Source organism: Dysgonomonas sp. HGC4 (assembly GCF_001261715.1).
Lineage (GTDB): Bacteria > Bacteroidota > Bacteroidia > Bacteroidales > Dysgonomonadaceae > Dysgonomonas_A.
Window position 1 is genome coordinate 42,413 of record NZ_CVRU01000148.1, and the last position, 16,610, is coordinate 59,022.

Annotated in this window: 13 protein-coding genes and 1 riboswitch; of the genes, 8 read left to right on the forward strand and 5 right to left on the reverse strand. The window is 36.7% G+C overall.

All coding sequences use genetic code 11. From position 1 onward, the window contains the following. Positions 1 to 163: 163 nt before the first annotated feature. Positions 164 to 757, forward strand: coding sequence for a hypothetical protein (locus tag HGC4_RS14085; RefSeq protein WP_050710777.1), 594 nt, complete (start codon positions 164 to 166; stop codon positions 755 to 757). Positions 758 to 955: 198 nt separating this feature from the next. Further along, positions 956 to 1,837, forward strand: coding sequence for an ACP S-malonyltransferase (fabD, locus tag HGC4_RS14090; RefSeq protein ID WP_050710778.1), 882 nt, complete (start codon positions 956 to 958; stop codon positions 1,835 to 1,837). Between the two features lie 158 nt (positions 1,838 to 1,995). Here fabD and HGC4_RS14095 read toward each other — a convergent pair whose 3' ends face one another. Beyond that, complete coding sequence (locus tag HGC4_RS14095) at positions 1,996 to 2,592, reverse strand: acetate uptake transporter (RefSeq protein ID WP_050710779.1); 597 nt, start codon at positions 2,590 to 2,592, stop codon at positions 1,996 to 1,998. Positions 2,593 to 3,071: 479 nt separating this feature from the next. Beyond that, positions 3,072 to 3,280: riboswitch (cobalamin riboswitch) on the forward strand. A gap of 233 nt (positions 3,281 to 3,513) precedes the next feature. Here HGC4_RS14095 and HGC4_RS14100 point away from each other — a divergent pair. From HGC4_RS14100 to HGC4_RS14115, 4 genes are all read left to right on the forward strand, one after another. After that, positions 3,514 to 3,735, forward strand: coding sequence for a cysteine-rich CWC family protein (locus HGC4_RS14100; protein ID WP_050710780.1), 222 nt, complete (start codon positions 3,514 to 3,516; stop codon positions 3,733 to 3,735). 68 nt (positions 3,736 to 3,803) lie between these two features. Next, a complete protein-coding gene (locus tag HGC4_RS14105; RefSeq protein WP_050710781.1) occupies positions 3,804 to 6,188 on the forward strand; it encodes an anaerobic ribonucleoside triphosphate reductase in 2,385 nt (794 codons plus the stop codon). Further along, positions 6,181 to 6,717 carry an anaerobic ribonucleoside-triphosphate reductase activating protein gene (nrdG, locus tag HGC4_RS14110; protein WP_082204188.1) on the forward strand — a complete coding sequence of 179 codons (537 nt, stop codon included), beginning with the start codon at positions 6,181 to 6,183 and terminating at the stop codon, positions 6,715 to 6,717. The genes HGC4_RS14105 and nrdG overlap by 8 nt, the downstream gene beginning before the upstream one ends. Before the next feature lie 322 nt (positions 6,718 to 7,039). Then, the gene (locus tag HGC4_RS14115) at positions 7,040 to 8,014 is read left to right on the forward strand and encodes a hypothetical protein (protein ID WP_050710782.1); all 975 of its coding nucleotides are present in this window, start codon (positions 7,040 to 7,042) and stop codon (positions 8,012 to 8,014) included. A gap of 463 nt (positions 8,015 to 8,477) precedes the next feature. On the opposite strand, the gene HGC4_RS14120 is transcribed toward HGC4_RS14115, so the two are convergent. Beyond that, positions 8,478 to 9,848, reverse strand: coding sequence for a HAMP domain-containing sensor histidine kinase (locus HGC4_RS14120; RefSeq protein WP_050710783.1), 1,371 nt, complete (start codon positions 9,846 to 9,848; stop codon positions 8,478 to 8,480). Then, positions 9,845 to 10,528 (reverse strand): response regulator transcription factor, encoded by a 684-nt coding sequence (locus tag HGC4_RS14125; protein WP_050710784.1) that lies wholly within the window; start codon positions 10,526 to 10,528, stop codon positions 9,845 to 9,847. Before HGC4_RS14125 ends, HGC4_RS14120 begins: the two co-directional genes overlap by 4 nt. 350 nt (positions 10,529 to 10,878) lie before the next feature. Here HGC4_RS14125 and HGC4_RS14130 point away from each other — a divergent pair, with 350 nt between their 5' ends. Next, positions 10,879 to 11,448, forward strand: a complete 570-nt coding sequence (locus HGC4_RS14130) for a porin family protein (protein ID WP_050710785.1) — start codon at positions 10,879 to 10,881, stop codon at positions 11,446 to 11,448. Between the two features lie 183 nt (positions 11,449 to 11,631). After that, on the forward strand, positions 11,632 to 12,054 hold the full coding sequence (locus HGC4_RS14135; protein ID WP_050710786.1) for an organic hydroperoxide resistance protein: 423 nt from the start codon (positions 11,632 to 11,634) through the stop codon (positions 12,052 to 12,054). An 80-nt stretch (positions 12,055 to 12,134) separates the two neighbouring features. On the opposite strand, the gene HGC4_RS14140 is transcribed toward HGC4_RS14135, so the two are convergent. Both HGC4_RS14140 and HGC4_RS14145 read right to left on the reverse strand, forming a co-directional pair. Further along, positions 12,135 to 13,409 (reverse strand): TolC family protein, encoded by a 1,275-nt coding sequence (locus HGC4_RS14140; RefSeq protein ID WP_050710819.1) that lies wholly within the window; start codon positions 13,407 to 13,409, stop codon positions 12,135 to 12,137. Between the two features lie 2 nt (positions 13,410 to 13,411). Further along, a complete protein-coding gene (locus HGC4_RS14145; protein ID WP_242047092.1) occupies positions 13,412 to 16,537 on the reverse strand; it encodes an efflux RND transporter permease subunit in 3,126 nt (1,041 codons plus the stop codon). Between the last annotated feature and the right edge of the window lie 73 nt (positions 16,538 to 16,610).

The window sequence follows — 16,610 nt, forward strand, 5'->3', positions numbered from 1 at the left end:
ATAAAAGAGTTTTTCCTGACACGAGACCTTTTTATTACATTTGCAATATAATTAAGGCTGCAAACCGTTTTAGCGTTGTAAGCTACGACAGTAACAATAGATTATATAAAGATTGCTGAACAAACAATTGCCGGTTATTTAATTATCATACAATAGTAAACTCATGAAGAATATTACTCTCTTTATATTGGCAATATTTACTTTATTGGTCTGCACAAGCAGCAAACCCATAAAGACAAAGCCTAATGAAGCAATCGTATTTGGTCGCTTTATTTTAGATAATAATTCGGATATAGACCATGAAAAGATTGAATTACAATTTCTAAGAAGCCCGAGAGGTACAGCTAAAGTGAAGGTCGGCAAAGACGGTTTCTTCTGTCTGAAAATGCAGATTGGAAATACTCTTACCGACTTTATTCAATACAAAGACGGTGGAACTTTCCGTAAGATACTTACAAACAGTTGTCTTACATTATCCTTTAATGAGACTGACAAAGTCTATTATGTAGGTGATATTTTCATGAAGTGGACACCAACCGACAGAGATAAAATTAAAAAAGGCTTTTCGCTGGGTGTAGGAATGGGCAATAACAGTATGGGAGGGTCTTTTGCAATACCCATTGGAGAGAACTACACACCGGGTGAAGACTGCCCTGAAATAACAATCAGAGAAATGCAGGAAACTATTGACCAGTTCCACCAAATATATCCCGATGATAATAGAGAGGTGATAATACAATTCATGGATCTCAACTAAGAATCAACCTTTTAGGAAGATAACTTTCGATACAAAAAAGATAAGGATGTATATTCTTATCTTTTTTTATTAAATTTGCCAACCTTATCAGAACTATTAAGTCTTCGGACTTCTTCATTACTTTGGTAGATGTCATAGCCAAAGTATGTTACAATATAATATGACAATAAACAGTTGAAAGTACTTAATAAAAACAAAATGAAAGCATTTGTATTTCCAGGTCAAGGTGCACAATTCGTAGGAATGGGTAAAGACTTGTACGAAACATCTCCCGTAGCTAAAGATTTATTCGAAAAAGCGAATGAGATTCTTGGATTTCGCATTACCGATTTAATGTTCAGCGGTACAGACGAAGACTTACGTCAAACTAAAGTAACCCAGCCAGCTATATTTTTACATTCAGTAATTCTTGCTAAAACTTTAGGTGAAGAATTTAAACCCGATATGGTAGCAGGTCACTCTTTAGGTGAATTTTCGGCTCTTGTAGCGGCTAACTCTTTATCGTTTGAGGATGGCTTGAAACTTGTCTATAAACGTGCTTTGGCTATGCAAAAAGCTTGTGAGCTAAATCCATCGACAATGGCTGCCGTACTTGGTTTACCTGACGAAAAGGTAGAAGAAGTATGTGCTTCTATTACTGATGAGATTGTAGTTCCTGCGAACTATAACTGTCCAGGACAGATTGTTATTTCGGGTACAAATGCAGGTATAGATAAAGCTTGCGAACTATTGAAAGAAGCTGGTGCTAAACGTGCTCTTAAACTAAGTGTGGGTGGAGCATTTCACTCTCCATTGATGAATCCGGCTAAAGAAGAATTAGAGAAAGCAATCAACGAGACTCAATTCTCTAAACCTATTTGCCCAGTTTATCAAAACGTAACAACAGTTGCTGAAACTGAACCAGAAGCAATCAAGAAAAATCTTATCGCTCAATTGACTGCTCCTGTTAAATGGACTCAATCGGCAGAGCATATGATTGCTGACGGTGCGACTGAATTTGTAGAACTAGGACCGGGTGCAGTTCTTCAAGGTCTTGTTAAAAAGATCAACAAAGAAATCGCAACAAGCGGAAAACAATAAGGTTTACAGACCTTTTATTACTTTTCGGGGTAATAATTAGAGTTACCCAAAGTGATAATCGCAATGCAAATTGAATAATACAATTTAGGATTTATCAGATATAAAAATAAGGCATCCCCGAAAGAGATGCCTTATTTTTGTTTTATCTTATACTATTCTTATTTCAATATAGGACTGCCTACGGGCACTATATTTTTTCCGAAAAAGCTATTCAGATACTTTGCTGCCAAGATATAAAATGTAAGCAGCGATATAGCCAACTCTGCGTAAGCTGCTACTGCATGCCACGCATGACCACAACCAAACGAATCTAAAGCTAAGCCTAAAAACAAGACTACGATTAATATCAAAAGAACAAACATCGCTTTCGACATTTTAAGCCCCGATATGGTAAATACAATTGTCAATATCATGTAACCGACAAAGACAAAACCCAATTGTTTTACATCAACAGCTTGAGCCAATGTTTCGCCAAAACAACCAAGCTTGATCAACCAACTCATAGCCATACCTACCCAGAATAATCCGTAGGCACTAAAAGCGGTAGCACCAAATAAGTTGTTATGTTTAAAATCAAATAAAGAAGCTATGATTTGTGCAACGCCACCTAAAAAGATAGCCCAAACCATAACGAAGGAAAGACCTGAAGTCAATTCCATTTTTTGAGACGATGCGACAAGTGTAACAATTGCCAAACCAAACAATCCTAGCGTGGTTGGATCAGCAACCTCAATTTTCACATTCTTTGTTTCCATTTATATTTTTTTAATTGAAGCGGCAAAAATAGTAAATATAAGGTTACGGCAATTGTTTAATGATAGAATCTATTAAAGATAATCTTTTTATCACTTTTTTCTATATTTATTTATACCACAACTTACTACTTTCCTGTAATTTTAAGCGAATCGAAGTATCATATATTTTAGCTGGAAAAAGTAAAAAAGAATACCCAAGATTTAATATTCGAGTCAAAGAGGATACTTCTCTAAAACAATGTGCGTTTTACACTTTTAGAATTTAATGGACAACTTTCATCCATTCAAAATTGAAAATAAGAATTATCCATTCTTATACTTCAAGACAGAATTACCTGATTTAATAAGCTACACAGAACGTTTCACATCAAATACAAGAAACAGAAATCTCTTTTAAAATTTTCGTTTTGGAAAACTTTCTTAAAAATTGTTGATAAATAATTTTCCATTTTAAGCAACTTTCTCATTTTTTATTCACAACTTTGTCATTAGTTATTGGTGTCACTAATCCTATTTCTTGGATGGGTGATGAAAAGGGAATCAGGTGTAAATCCTGAACAGACCCGCTGCTGTAAACTCTACAACAGTCTTGAAACAAATCTCAAACCACTGTTTCGATTTTGAAACGGGAAGGATGTTTCTAAAGACAGAGTAAGTCAGAAGACCTGCCGATAAAAGTAAAAGTTTTGTCTTTCGAGGATTAAGGACAATTCAACACGAAGTAAAATTCAGTTTTAAATATGTATTGGTATCAGCCTCAACCTTCATTCCTCTCAAGGGAATGACTATGGCATCGGCTTCCTTTATCTATCTATAAATCTGTTTTTATACTGACCATACAATCCAAAAGTAAAAAAGAAAAGCTTTATCAATAAGAAAGCTTCAGTAAATAGATTCAATAACAAACTAAAAATTACAATTATGGAAAAGATATGTCCACGCTGTACAACAGCTTTCAGATGCAGAGAAGACAGAGTTGAATTGTGCAGTTGCTCAAAAACAGCTAAAGTTATAGGTGTACGCGATTATGTAAAAGAAACTTACGAGAGCTGCCTTTGTCCTAAATGTCTGCAAGAAGCTAGCAGCACCTTTTATAATATTGGTGTAAATCCCAAATTTTTAAATAAGAAGAAAGCTGTTTAAGGGTATAAACCTCAGCTATATTATATTCTTCATTTATTTTATTATCCTACTTAATAGAAGCAATTCCTATGGACTTTTCAGAAATTCTTATCACAAAAAGAGATGGTAAACAAGAAGTATTTTCAATTGAGAAAATAAAAAATGCTGTCACCAAATCATTCAGAGCGAGTAGCATCTCCGACTCGGAACGCGAAATGTATGAGATTTCGTTTGCTGTTGCCAATGAAATTAAAAAGCCAACCATTACGGTTGAAGAGATACAAGATCTGGTAGAAAAAGAATTGATGAGAAGAAATCCTAAGGCTGCCAAAAAGTATATCATATATCGTGAATGGCGCAATGTGGAACGCCATAAGAAAACGCATATGAAACATATTATGGACGGAATTGTTTCTATTGAGAAGAACGATGTAAACCTGAGCAATGCAAACATGTCGGCTCATACTCCTGCTGGACAGATGATGACTTTTGCATCGGAAGTTACAAAGGATTATGCCGAAAAATATCTGGTAAATCCCGAATACACTCTTGCCCACAAAAACGGAGATATTCACATTCACGACCTCGATTATTACCCGACTAAAACTACTACTTGTATTCAATACGATCTGGACGATCTTTTTGAGAAAGGATTCAGAACAAAAAATGGAAGTATCCGTACACCTCAATCCATACAAAGCTACGCTACATTGGCTACCATTGTTTTTCAAACCAATCAGAATGAACAACATGGAGGACAATCTATTCCCGCTTTCGATTTTTTCATGGCAAAGGGTGTACTCAAGTCCTTTCAAAAACATCTGGCTTCTAATATTACCTTATTATATCAACTTGAAGATCAAAGCATCAATGAGCAGGATATAAAGAAGATCGTTAAGAGCTTAGTATCAAGTATCAATATACCCGATAATGAGAAAGAAGAACTGCTTAAAGCACTCAATATTCAATCGGAAGTACTTAATATAAAAAACCTAAATGCTCTCATTCACCGTTCTGTTGAAACAACCCGAAAGGATACCCATCAGGCAATGGAGGCCTTTATTCACAACCTCAACACCATGCATTCCAGAGGAGGTAATCAGGTAGTATTCAGCTCTATTAACTACGGAACAGATACTTCGCCCGAAGGCAGAATGGTTATTCAAGAATTACTGGCTGCTACAACCGAAGGATTGGGAACGGGCGAAATCCCTGTATTTCCCATACAAATATTTAAGGTAAAGAAAGGCGTATCTTATAGCGAGTCCGATTATGAAGCAGCAATCTCCAATTTTGAAGATGCTCTCGCGGGAAAAATGAAATTTGAGTCTCCCAACTTTGATCTTCTGATTGAAGCTTGTCGCACTACTTCGGTAGCACTTTTCCCTAACTTTATGTTTTTGGATGCACCTTTCAACCTACATGAGAAATGGAAAGCCGACGACCCTAAACGATATATGTATGAAACTGCAACAATGGGATGCCGCACCCGTGTATTTGAAAACTTACATGGTGAGAAATCGTCTTTAGGACGTGGAAATCTATCTTTTACTTCGCTCAATCTACCCCGTTTGGCTATTGAAGCACATCAGAAAGCTGAGAACTTGTTTCCCGAAAAAGACAAACAAGGTGTTCAGGAAGAGGCTAAGAGAATACTTTTATCCTCTGTAAGATTGATGTCTGAAATGATCGCCGAACAGTTATACGATCGCTATCAGTATCAACGGACAGCTCTGGCAAGACAGTTTCCTTTTATGATGGCTAATAATATATGGAAAGGTGGCGACGCTTTAGATTCGAACGAAGAGGTAGGTAATACCATCCAAAGCGGCACTTTAGGCATTGGCTTTATCGGAGGGCACAATGCAATGGTTGCCATATATGGCGAAGGGCATGCCATCAATAAAAAGGCTTATGATACTCTTTATGATGTTATCCAAGAAATGAATAAGGTAGCCGAAGAATATAAAGCAAAATACAAGCTGAATTATTCTGTATTGGCAACTCCCGCCGAAGGTTTATCGGGCAGATTCACCAAGATAGACAGAAAGAAATACGGTGTAATTGATGGCGTTACAGATCGTGACTACTACGTTAATTCATTCCATATAGATGTAAAGGAGCATATAAAAGTAGCCGATAAGATTAAATTGGAAGCCCCCTTTCATGCAATTACCAAAGGTGGACATATAACTTATGTGGAACTGGATGGAGAAGCAAAGAAAAACATATCGGTAATACTCAAAATTGTACACCTGATGCATAAAGAGAATATTGGATATGGCTCGATCAATCACCCCGTAGATACTTGTCGAAAATGTGGCTATAAGGGAATGATTTATGCAGAATGTCCCTTATGTAAAAGCGAAAACATTACACGTATGCGTCGCATAACGGGATATCTTACGGGAGATTTAGATTCGTGGAACTCAGCAAAACAAGCTGAAGAAAAAGACAGAATAAAACATGTTTAAAGACCCATTACATATATTGAAGATATACGAAGAAACGATATCCGATGGCGAAGGGCTTCGTTATTCCATCTATCTTTCGGGCTGCAAACATCGTTGCAAAGGCTGCCACAACGAAAGTAGCTGGAATCCAAGTGCAGGAACACCTCTTTCGAAGGGATGGTTACTCGAAATAATAGAAAATATAAAGTCTAACCCGTTACTTGATGGCATAACTATTTCGGGAGGCGATCCGTTTTTCTATCCTCAATCGCTTGTTACCCTCTTAAAAACATTAAAGGAACAAACGAAGCTAAACATCTGGTGCTATACCGGTTATACTTACGAAGACATTCTCGCTAAAAAAGAATTACATGCTTGTCTCACCTACATTGACGTACTGGTAGATGGCAGATTTGAGAAAGAGAACTACTCTCCTACCCTATCCTTTAGGGGAAGTACAAACCAAAGGATTATAAAATTGAATAAATTACATCCTTGTCGGGAGAAATATTCTATAATTGACAAAAAGTGCAGCGAACTTCCTGTGTGAAAAATACCTTTACTTTTAAAACAGCCTCTTTAATGATATAAAGAGGCTGTTTCTTTTTTCGAACAAATACGATACCATACCCAATTTCTATTTCTAATATTGAAATAATCATCCAAATTGGCACTCTATCCTCTGAAAACGCCCATTTTATTAACAAAAAAAATATTTTTTTACGATCCGTATACCCTCTACAACATCATTTAATTCTTTTTAGTAGAACGAGTATATTGCGCAAGAAACTCACTACAAAGAAATAAGTACTTTTATGAAACCTTATAATAATCAACTGAGTAAACCATACTCTTCGCAATAGAATGTCTTTATGAAAAATCAACTAAACGATGAACTCGTTTTAGCTATCAAAAACAGTGTGTCAGATGATATGAATATCGCAAACCTCCTAATGGATATACTGTCTATGGGAAAAGAGGCTGTTTACCGAAGGCTTAGAGGCGATGTTCCATTCACTTTCGATGAAGTTTCGAAAATATCATCTAAGCTATGTATTTCACTCGATAATATTGTAAATATCAAAAATACAAAACGGGCGTTTTTCGATTTAGATCTGAAAATGCAACAGCTTAACGATCCGTTAGATCATTATTGTGACAAACTCGAAAGCTGTATTCTTCTGTTTCAGAAATTGCATAAATGCAAAAATTCGACTGCACGACTGGCTCTCAACAGCCTACCTTATATGTTTTATCTATCTTTCCCCCATATTGCAAAATTTCGCTTATACAGATGGCTCTACCAACTGGAAGTAATACCCACTATCGGTTCGTACGAAGAAATGGTCGTTCCTCAAAAAATTTCGGATATTGAGAAAAGATTTGTTGCCGAGCAACGGTACATTGCATATACTACGTTTATAATGGATCAAAACGTATTCAAGTCCTTTATAGGCGATGTGAACTACTTTTATAAGCTCAATTTATTATCGAATATGGATGTTCAGCTCATACAAAACGAATTATTTGAACTGATATCCGATCTTGAAACCATTGCAGCTACAGGTATGCAGAAAACCGGAACAAAGGTAAATTTATATGTATCAAATATCGATTTGGAATCGTCGTATCTACATTTTGAATCTGATCATTGTGAAAACAGTTTTATGAGAGTATTCTCTATAAATATCATAGGTTCACAAAATCCTACGATATGCAACATCCAAAAAGAATGGATAGAATCTCTAAAGAGATATTCTACACTAATCTCGGTAAGCTGCGAGATACAACGTACTGAGTATTTCAACACTCAAAGAGAACTAGCTCTTAAAATGGGGTGTTTTTGAAAAAATAAAACCTACTTATTATTTACACATATCAATTTTAGAAAAAGCCCAAATCATAACAATTTGGGCCTTTTTCTTATAATAAACCGATATTTAGAAATGAATCCTCCACACTTTCAAAATTCGAAACAAATATTACGAATTTTACGGCTCAACATACAAATCAAAACACTACAATTTAGAAACACGATATAAGACAAAAAGCAACTGTATAATGCTTTATCTGTTGCATTTTTTTAGGATGTTCTACTATAACTTTGCTTATGTAATTATTGTACAGAGTTTCATTATTGACATTGATTCTTTTAATCTAGTTATCCTTTTATCTATGAAAAACACTGAAATTAATAGTGCAGAGTCTAGCCAACTCTGATTTGTGTAGTTTTGTAAAGTTTCTGTTAAGGATAAAGAGCCTTCGAAGTGATTTCGAGGGCTTTTTGCATTTTCCGTTATCTTATTATGCTTAGAGGGAAGTAAATATTACTTCGAAAGTAGTGCCTTCGTTTGGTTTCGATTGTATTGTAATACTTCCTTTGTGCAGGCTTATTACTTTACTTACCAATGCGAGCCCGATACCATTACCTTGTGCTATTTTCTTATTCTCTCCCCTATAAAAAGGGGCAAATACATGAGGAAGTTCAGTTTCGGGAATGCCGATACCCGTATCAGAAAAACAAATAATAATTTTCTTCTCCTCAACCCTAATATACACTCTAGAGGTTTTATTTTCGGAAAATTTGCAATTATTATCCATCAGATTAGCAAATGCCATCTTCAACAAATATTCGTTGCCAACAATAGTAATTTCAGAATCGTCTTGAATACCTTCATCAAAAAGCAGATTCACGTAATAATCGCTATTCCCCTTTAGTACTATATCTCTTGCATCCAGCAATACCTCATCTATACGGATATTACTCTTCGATATCTTATTCTCATCGTAACTTGCTTTTGCCAGATTAAGCAAGCCATTCAACAACTTTATAAGTCTGCTTGTATCTTTATGAGAATTTATAAGCGTTTGTTTATATTCTTCGAGAGTGCGGTCTTTTAATAATACCCAATCTATCTCGCCTATTATTACAGATAGAGGTGTTCTCAATTCGTGAGAAACATTACTTACAAACATTTTCTGTGAGTCGAATGAAGTTTCAATTATATCTAATGCTTTATTAAACGAACCTGCCAACTCTCCAAACTCATCGCTCTCGTTATAGCCCAACAATCTAAGATCTAAATTATTGGCTGTAATATCTTTCATTCTATCCGAAATTTCAGCCACAGGTTTTAATGCCCTTTTAGCCAATATATAACCTATTATAAAAGACATACCAATAGAAACGATACAAATAACCAAAAGACTCAAAGCCAGATTCAATTGTTTAGCATACCCATAACCATCGTAAGCGGCAGCAGTTACTATATACTCAGCATTATCATTCACAAAAAGAAAAACAACAGCTTGATAATCGTTTACATAAAACTTAATATTCTTTTCCTCTTTAAGCACTTGCCCCAATAATTCGGGTGTCTCTTTTACTATATCAATATCCTTTGCATCGTGATACAGCAGATTGAAGTTTTTGTCATATATGGCAACCTCAACTTCATTTATATATTTGATATTACTCTTGTAAATAGATTGCATTGTCTGAGGATCTACTCGGGCAGTAAAAAACAAGTTTGCCTTAGAAATACCCTCGCTCACCAAGCCGTCATAAAACTCTTTCTCTCTACTTTTGGCAGAAAGAATATAAATTACCACAGCAAATACCAGCATAAGTATAGCTGTTACCGCCGCATATCGTAATGCTATTTTAGATCTTATTTTCATTCGGTCAGAATAAAACCCATCCCTTGACGAGTATGAATAAGTTTAACCTCAAAATCTTTATCAATCTTCTTCCTCAGATAGTTGATATACACATCTATAAAATTAGTACCCGTATCGAAGTGAGTATCCCATACCTTTTCGGCAATTTCTACACGCGACAATATTCTTTCGGGGTTTTCCATCATATATCTTAACAGGGTGAATTCTTTGGGTGTCAGCTTGATTTCCCGATTACCCCTGAAAAGGCTTTTTGTGTTTACATCTAATAAAAGGTCTTTATATTGCAGCTCAGTTACAGGATCGACGTTTTCAGTTTGTACTTTTCGTTTTAGTAGAACATTAATGCGGGCATTTAACTCTCTTAAATCAAATGGCTTTACCATATAATCGTCCACACCTGCATCAAATCCGTCTAACTTATCATCGGTTGTTCCTAACGCTGTAAGCATAAGAATGGGTATATGAGGATCTTTCTCTCTTATTACTTTACATAATTCAAAGCCATTGATATTGGGAAGAACAACATCTGTTATAATCAGATCATAGGTATTAGAATTAACTAAACGCCTGCCCATTTCTCCATCAAATGCCAAAGACACAACATATCCAAACTCCTCCAGACCTTTTTGAAGTAATTCGGCTATGCGTTGTTCGTCCTCTACTACCAGTATTTTCTTCATAAATTATTTCTAATAAGTAATATAATGGTGTATAGCAAAGATAGTTCTTTAAATTTTATGCTATGCAGATCGATTTAGTTTTAGCATTTTTCAAGAGTATTTCTTTGTCACAGCCAATCAGCAGAAGCAAGCTTATCAATCCCAGATTAACACACGTTACTAATATAATACGAAAGTAGCAGTCTTCTTTTTTATAACTTTTCGTTACAATTTTCTCTCTTTTCTCACCCTAAACACCTATAATTAAGTTAATAATAACAGATTACGCTCAATCCGACAACAAATAAGAATGAGTAATGTTATATATAATTATTAAGGTTTATAATATTAATTTTAAAGATTGTTTAATTATGAAAAAGTTAATTCTACTCGTTATACTTGTGTTAGGTACAGGCATAGCAAACGCCCAAATAGGCAAAGGTAATGTTTTGATAGGTGGTGACCTGGCAAATTTGAACATCAATTTCAGTAACCAAACAAGCTTTCAGATAACTCCTAGAGCTGCTTGGTTTATTGAGGATGGATTGGCTGTGGGTGCTTACGGACAGTTTGGTTTTAATCACATTAACGGACAAGACGGTAATAGTTACACTTATGGTGTTGGACCTTTGGCTCGTTATTTTGTTAACCTTAAAGAGTTGCCTTCATTAGGACAGGCTAAATTCTTTGTTGAGGGTAGTGCAGGTTTCGAAGGTGCAAATAATACTGTTAACAATTCGCATACTAATGGTTTAGGATTCGGATTTGGTCCTGGTATTTCTTATTTCATTACTCAATCAGTTGCTGTTGAAGCATTATTAAAATACAATGGTATTGTAGGATTCGGTTCAACTACATACACCAATGGTCTTTCTTTAGGAATTGGTTTCCAAGTTTACTTACCTTCTAAGAACGTAGTTAAAGAAATCAAGTCTCTATAAATCCATCTACTATACTAACTACTACAAAAATAATATAGAACAACGTAGGAGGAGCTTCTTTAAAACAGAGGCTCTTCTTTTTTTTAGAGAGCTACTGGGAAAAGAGGGAAGCTTGAACAATCTCATTCGGTGGCTGTTCTATATGGTACATAACTTATTAAAAATCAATAACACATTATTAGTATGGAAGCATTATATACAGCTGTTGCTACGTCTGTAGGTGGAAGAAATGGAAATGTGAAATCTTCAGATGGAGTTCTAAACTTTGAAGTGAAACCTCCTAAAGAAATGGGTGGTCCTGGTGGCGCATTTACAAATCCCGAACAATTGTTTGCAGCAGGTTATTCTGCTTGTTTCGGAAGTGCATTGAATCATGTGGCATTGTTGAAAAAGAGAAAAGTAGTTCCCACTATAACTGCAAAAGTAAGTATTGGCAAGAAAGACGATGGCGGTTTTCAATTGGCTGTGGAAATGGATGTTAATATCCCCGGAATAGATCAAAAAGATGCTGAGGAATTGGTTCACGAAGCACATCAAGTATGTCCTTACTCAAATGCAACCCGCAATAATATAGAAGTAAAGCTAAACGTTACAACCAACGCTTAAAGGTGAGAATCAAAAAGAGAGTTTCAATACCTGACTTAACAGGCACGAAAACTCTCTTTTCTTGATTGTATTAATCTGTATTAGAATTCAATATCCCATATTCCGCACGTTTTTTGTAATTCGACCAATGATGATGCATATCCTTTAATGATTTCGAGATACTGCTCTTGTATTTCGTTATAAGTCCGTTGGGCAATCAATACATCCAGAATACTGGTTTCGCCCCGTTTGTATTTATACACAATACCATCCAAAAGCTTTTGAGAATCGCTCAATAAACCATTTTGGTATTGCTGCACTTGTTTCTGAGTAGCTTCGTAACCGAAAAAAGCCTGAGCTACTTCTTTTTGTATCTGAAGTTCTACATTCTTATACTCAACCTTTGTTTTACGGATCGAATATTCCGCCGATTTTAATGCTCCTTTATTCGTATTCGAGAATTTCAAAGGAATAGAGACTCCTGCTTTTACAGCATTAAATGCCGGTGTAGGCGCAATTTCATTTCTCGCCTCTGCATTTATCTCATATCCTACCGACAAACCCAAATCTATTTTGCGTTCAGCTCTCGCTAGTCGGAGCTGATTAGTAGCTACTTCCGAATTCTTGAGACTGGCAACCAAATCAACACGATTGAGTAATGCTTGAGACACCAAATCGGTAAGCATATAATCTCGTCCAAAAACATTCCAATCGCCTGCAGGAATATCCAGCATATCAATCGACTTTCCCATAAATTGGCGAAGTGTTACTAAAGCCGATTTATAAATAGCTTCCTGATTATACACCTCATTAAGGAGGGTGACAGATTCGAGCTTCGATTGTCGGGCTTCGTTTTCGTTAATCTCCCCCAGAGAGAAACGAATACTATCTGATATACTAAATTGTTTCATGTATTCGTACGAACTCTTCTTCACGCTCAACAATTCTTTTTGCATCATAGCATCAAGAAAAGCATCGGCAGCTTCTGCACGCAGTTCCTGAAAGAAGTTATCTACCATAAGTCGCTCTAGCTCTGCCTCACTTTTAGCTAAGTGGATTCTTGCTCCACGCTTATTTCCAAGTTCGAGTGTGTATCCTAGTTCAAATGCAAACGCATGCCCTAACTGATCTTTCCGTTTTCCGTTATTAACTGCCTCTACCGACAATTCGGGATCAGGAAATACTCTCTGGCTTAAAGCTTCTGCCTCTGCTATATCTATATTATATTTTTCGGCAATGTAACTTAAATTATTTTCTCCTACTTGTTTCAAATATTCTGAGAAACTGATATTCTGCAAATTCGAAATCGTATTTGTTTGAGCAAAAACCCCAACAATCGCCAGAAGAAATGCTGTAATTGATATTATCTTTTTCATTGTCATTCTTCAATTTGTTTGTTTTGTTCTTTCTTCTCTGATCGAGATTCCACCATATAATAAAATGCAGGCAAGGCAAATAAGGTAACGATAGTAGAGAACATCAATCCATAAACGATAACCGTAGCCAAGGGGCGTTGCACATCCGAGCCTATACCTGTAGCCAATGAAGCGGGTAGTAATCCCAAGATGGCAACTGTTGCCGTCATCAATATCGGACGGAAGCGGTGTCTGGCTCCATCAATCACAGCCGATAATAAATCAAAACCATCCTTTCGTAAGCCATTGATATGCGACACCATAATTACTCCATTCTGTATGGCCACACCAAACAAGGCTATAAACCCAACGGCTGACGATACATTAAGCGTCATTCCCCTAATATTTAGAGCCAACATTCCTCCAAAGAGAGCTAAGGGTACGATAGCCAATACTAAACCTGCCTGACGGAATTTGCCAAAGGCACAATACAGTAACACAAACATGATACCCAACGCCAAGGGTACAATAATTCCCAGACGAGAATATGCTCTCTTTTGGTTTTCGAACTGTCCACCCCATTTTATATGGTATTTAGCGTGATCGTATGTTACATTTTTCTCTATGCTCGACTCTGCTTCTTTGAGGAAAGATGATAAATCGCGCCCCCGAATATTAAGCTTCACAGTCAAATGACGTTTATTCATTTCGCGAGTAATTGTACTTTCGCCTACACTCAGTTTTATATCTGCTACCTGCGACAATGGTATTTTTGCTCCAGTTGACGAAGTAAGCATCAAACCTGCAATCTTTTCGGGAGTATCACGTGCATCTTCTTTGTATTTGCAAGTAATATCATACACCCTACTCTCTTGATAAACCTGAGAGATTGCCTTACCTCCAATTGCTACCTCTATCAGATTACCTACGTCCGATACATTCAACCCATAACGGGCAATAGCATCTCTATCCATATGTATTTGCAATTGAGGTAAAGGAGGTTCTTGATCGATATCTAGATCGGTAGCACCCTTTACATTATCAAGCACCTCCAATATGCTTTCGGCTATGCGTCGGGTTTCTTTGAAGTCATCACCATATACTTTTACTACAAGTTCGCTATGAGCACCCGATATTTTATCCATAACACCATCGATCATGGGCTGACTGAAGCCTACTTTAAATCCGGGTAGAGATTCGTACTCCTTTGATAATTCTTCTATCAAATCGTTTTTCGTCTTTCCGCTAGGCCATTCGCTATAAGGCTTTATACCTACTGATACTTCGAAGTGAGAAGGTGTGAAAGGATCTGTTCCATCGTCGTTTCTCCCTGCTTGAACAGCTATGTAAGTAACTTCAGGGTATTTCATTGTCCGTTGACGCAATGTATCTGACATTTCTTTCGACTTTTCGATGGAGATTCCGGGAGGTAGATTCACTTGTAACCATAGTGATCCTTCATCCAACGTTGGTAAAAAATCTTTACCTACATATGTTGTCAAAGCAATGGCTGCAACAAATACAAACACAACAGGCAAGATCACCTTGCGTGGATGCTTCATTATACGATTGACCGTATTTGAATACTTTTCGGTCAACTTTTCGAGCCACTTATTATGATATACTTTCTGAGGTTTACGATACAATGCATATCCTAATCCTGGAATGAGAAACAGAGCTACAAGCAAGGCTCCCAATAAAGCGTAACTTACGGTAAAAGCCATCGGCGTAAACAGCTTACGCTCTACTCTCTCGAAAGCAAACAAGGGCAAATAGGCGGTAATGATAATAATAGTTGCAAACAAAATAGGTTTAGCAACAGCTGTCACACGCTTGGCTATACTAGTTTCTTTGAGTTCTTTCTCAGGATGATCCTCTCGCTTTTTGAGGATTGTTTCCATCATTACAATAGCCCCATCTACTATGATTCCAAAATCTATTGCTCCCAACGAAAGCAAATTAGCAGGGATATTGGTTATGTGCATCAAAATAAACGCAATCAACAAAGCGATGGGAATAGTTATCGCCACCAGAAATGCTCCCCGCCAATTACCCAAGAATATAATAAGCACAATAATAACCAGAGCCATACCCTCTATCAACGTACGTGAAACGGTATGCAGGGTTGTGTCTACCAATTCGGTACGATCCAAAAATGTATGTATTCGTACACCTTCGGGTAGAGTTTCATTATTCAATTCATCTACGGCTGCTTGTATACCCTCCAATACTATCGATGGATTCTCGTGTTTGAGTAACAGTACAATACCTTCTATACTTTCCGAATATTCACGGGTACGATCGGTATATCCTAAAACTCCTTTTCGCTCGAGATTACCATATTTCAATTTACCAATGTCATTGAGAAAGACGGGCACACCCTTCTCGGTACTAACCACAATTTTCCCGAGATCCTCTAAGGATGAGATCTGCCCGATTCCTCTAACTACATAACCTAAGTCTCCTCTATTAAGAACACTTCCTCCAACATTCGAGTTATTATTCTCAATAGCATCAATTACCTCATTGAGAGACAAATGATACTGTTCCATTTTTTGTGGATCCACTTCTATCTGAAACTGGGTAGTGATGCCTCCAAAATTACTTACATCAGCAACTCCTGCCACTTCTTTTATACGGGGAATTATTACCCAATTCTGCAAATCGGTAAGTTCTCGAAGTGGATGATGATCACTTTCAATAATGTATCTATATACTTCTCCAATAGGTGAAGTCAATGGATCGAGCTCTGCCACTGCATCATAGGGAAGATCTACTTCGCCCAATCGCTCTTGTACACGCTGACGGCTCCAATAATCTTCTATTCCATCTTCGAAAACGATGGTAATCATCGATAAACCGAATGTACTTTTACTTCGCATTACATGCATTCCCGGAAGTCCGTTCAATGCCCTTTCGATAGGTATTGTTATCTGTTGCTCAACCTCTTCGGCAGCCAATCCGGGTACTTGGGTCACCACTTGCGATGTAACATCGGCAATATCGGGATATGCCTCAATTGATAATTGCTTCCAAGAATAATATCCGAATATGGATAGAAAGATAAACAGCGTAACTATTACCCACCGTTTTTGTATCGTTAGGAGCATAAAGCTCGAAGAGCTATTTGGTGCTTTGTTATATGTCATAAAATGATAGTTATAATAATTAAGGTCTCAGACCTACTCAGTATTCTGGAGCAGAATCAAAAATTTGTGTTCT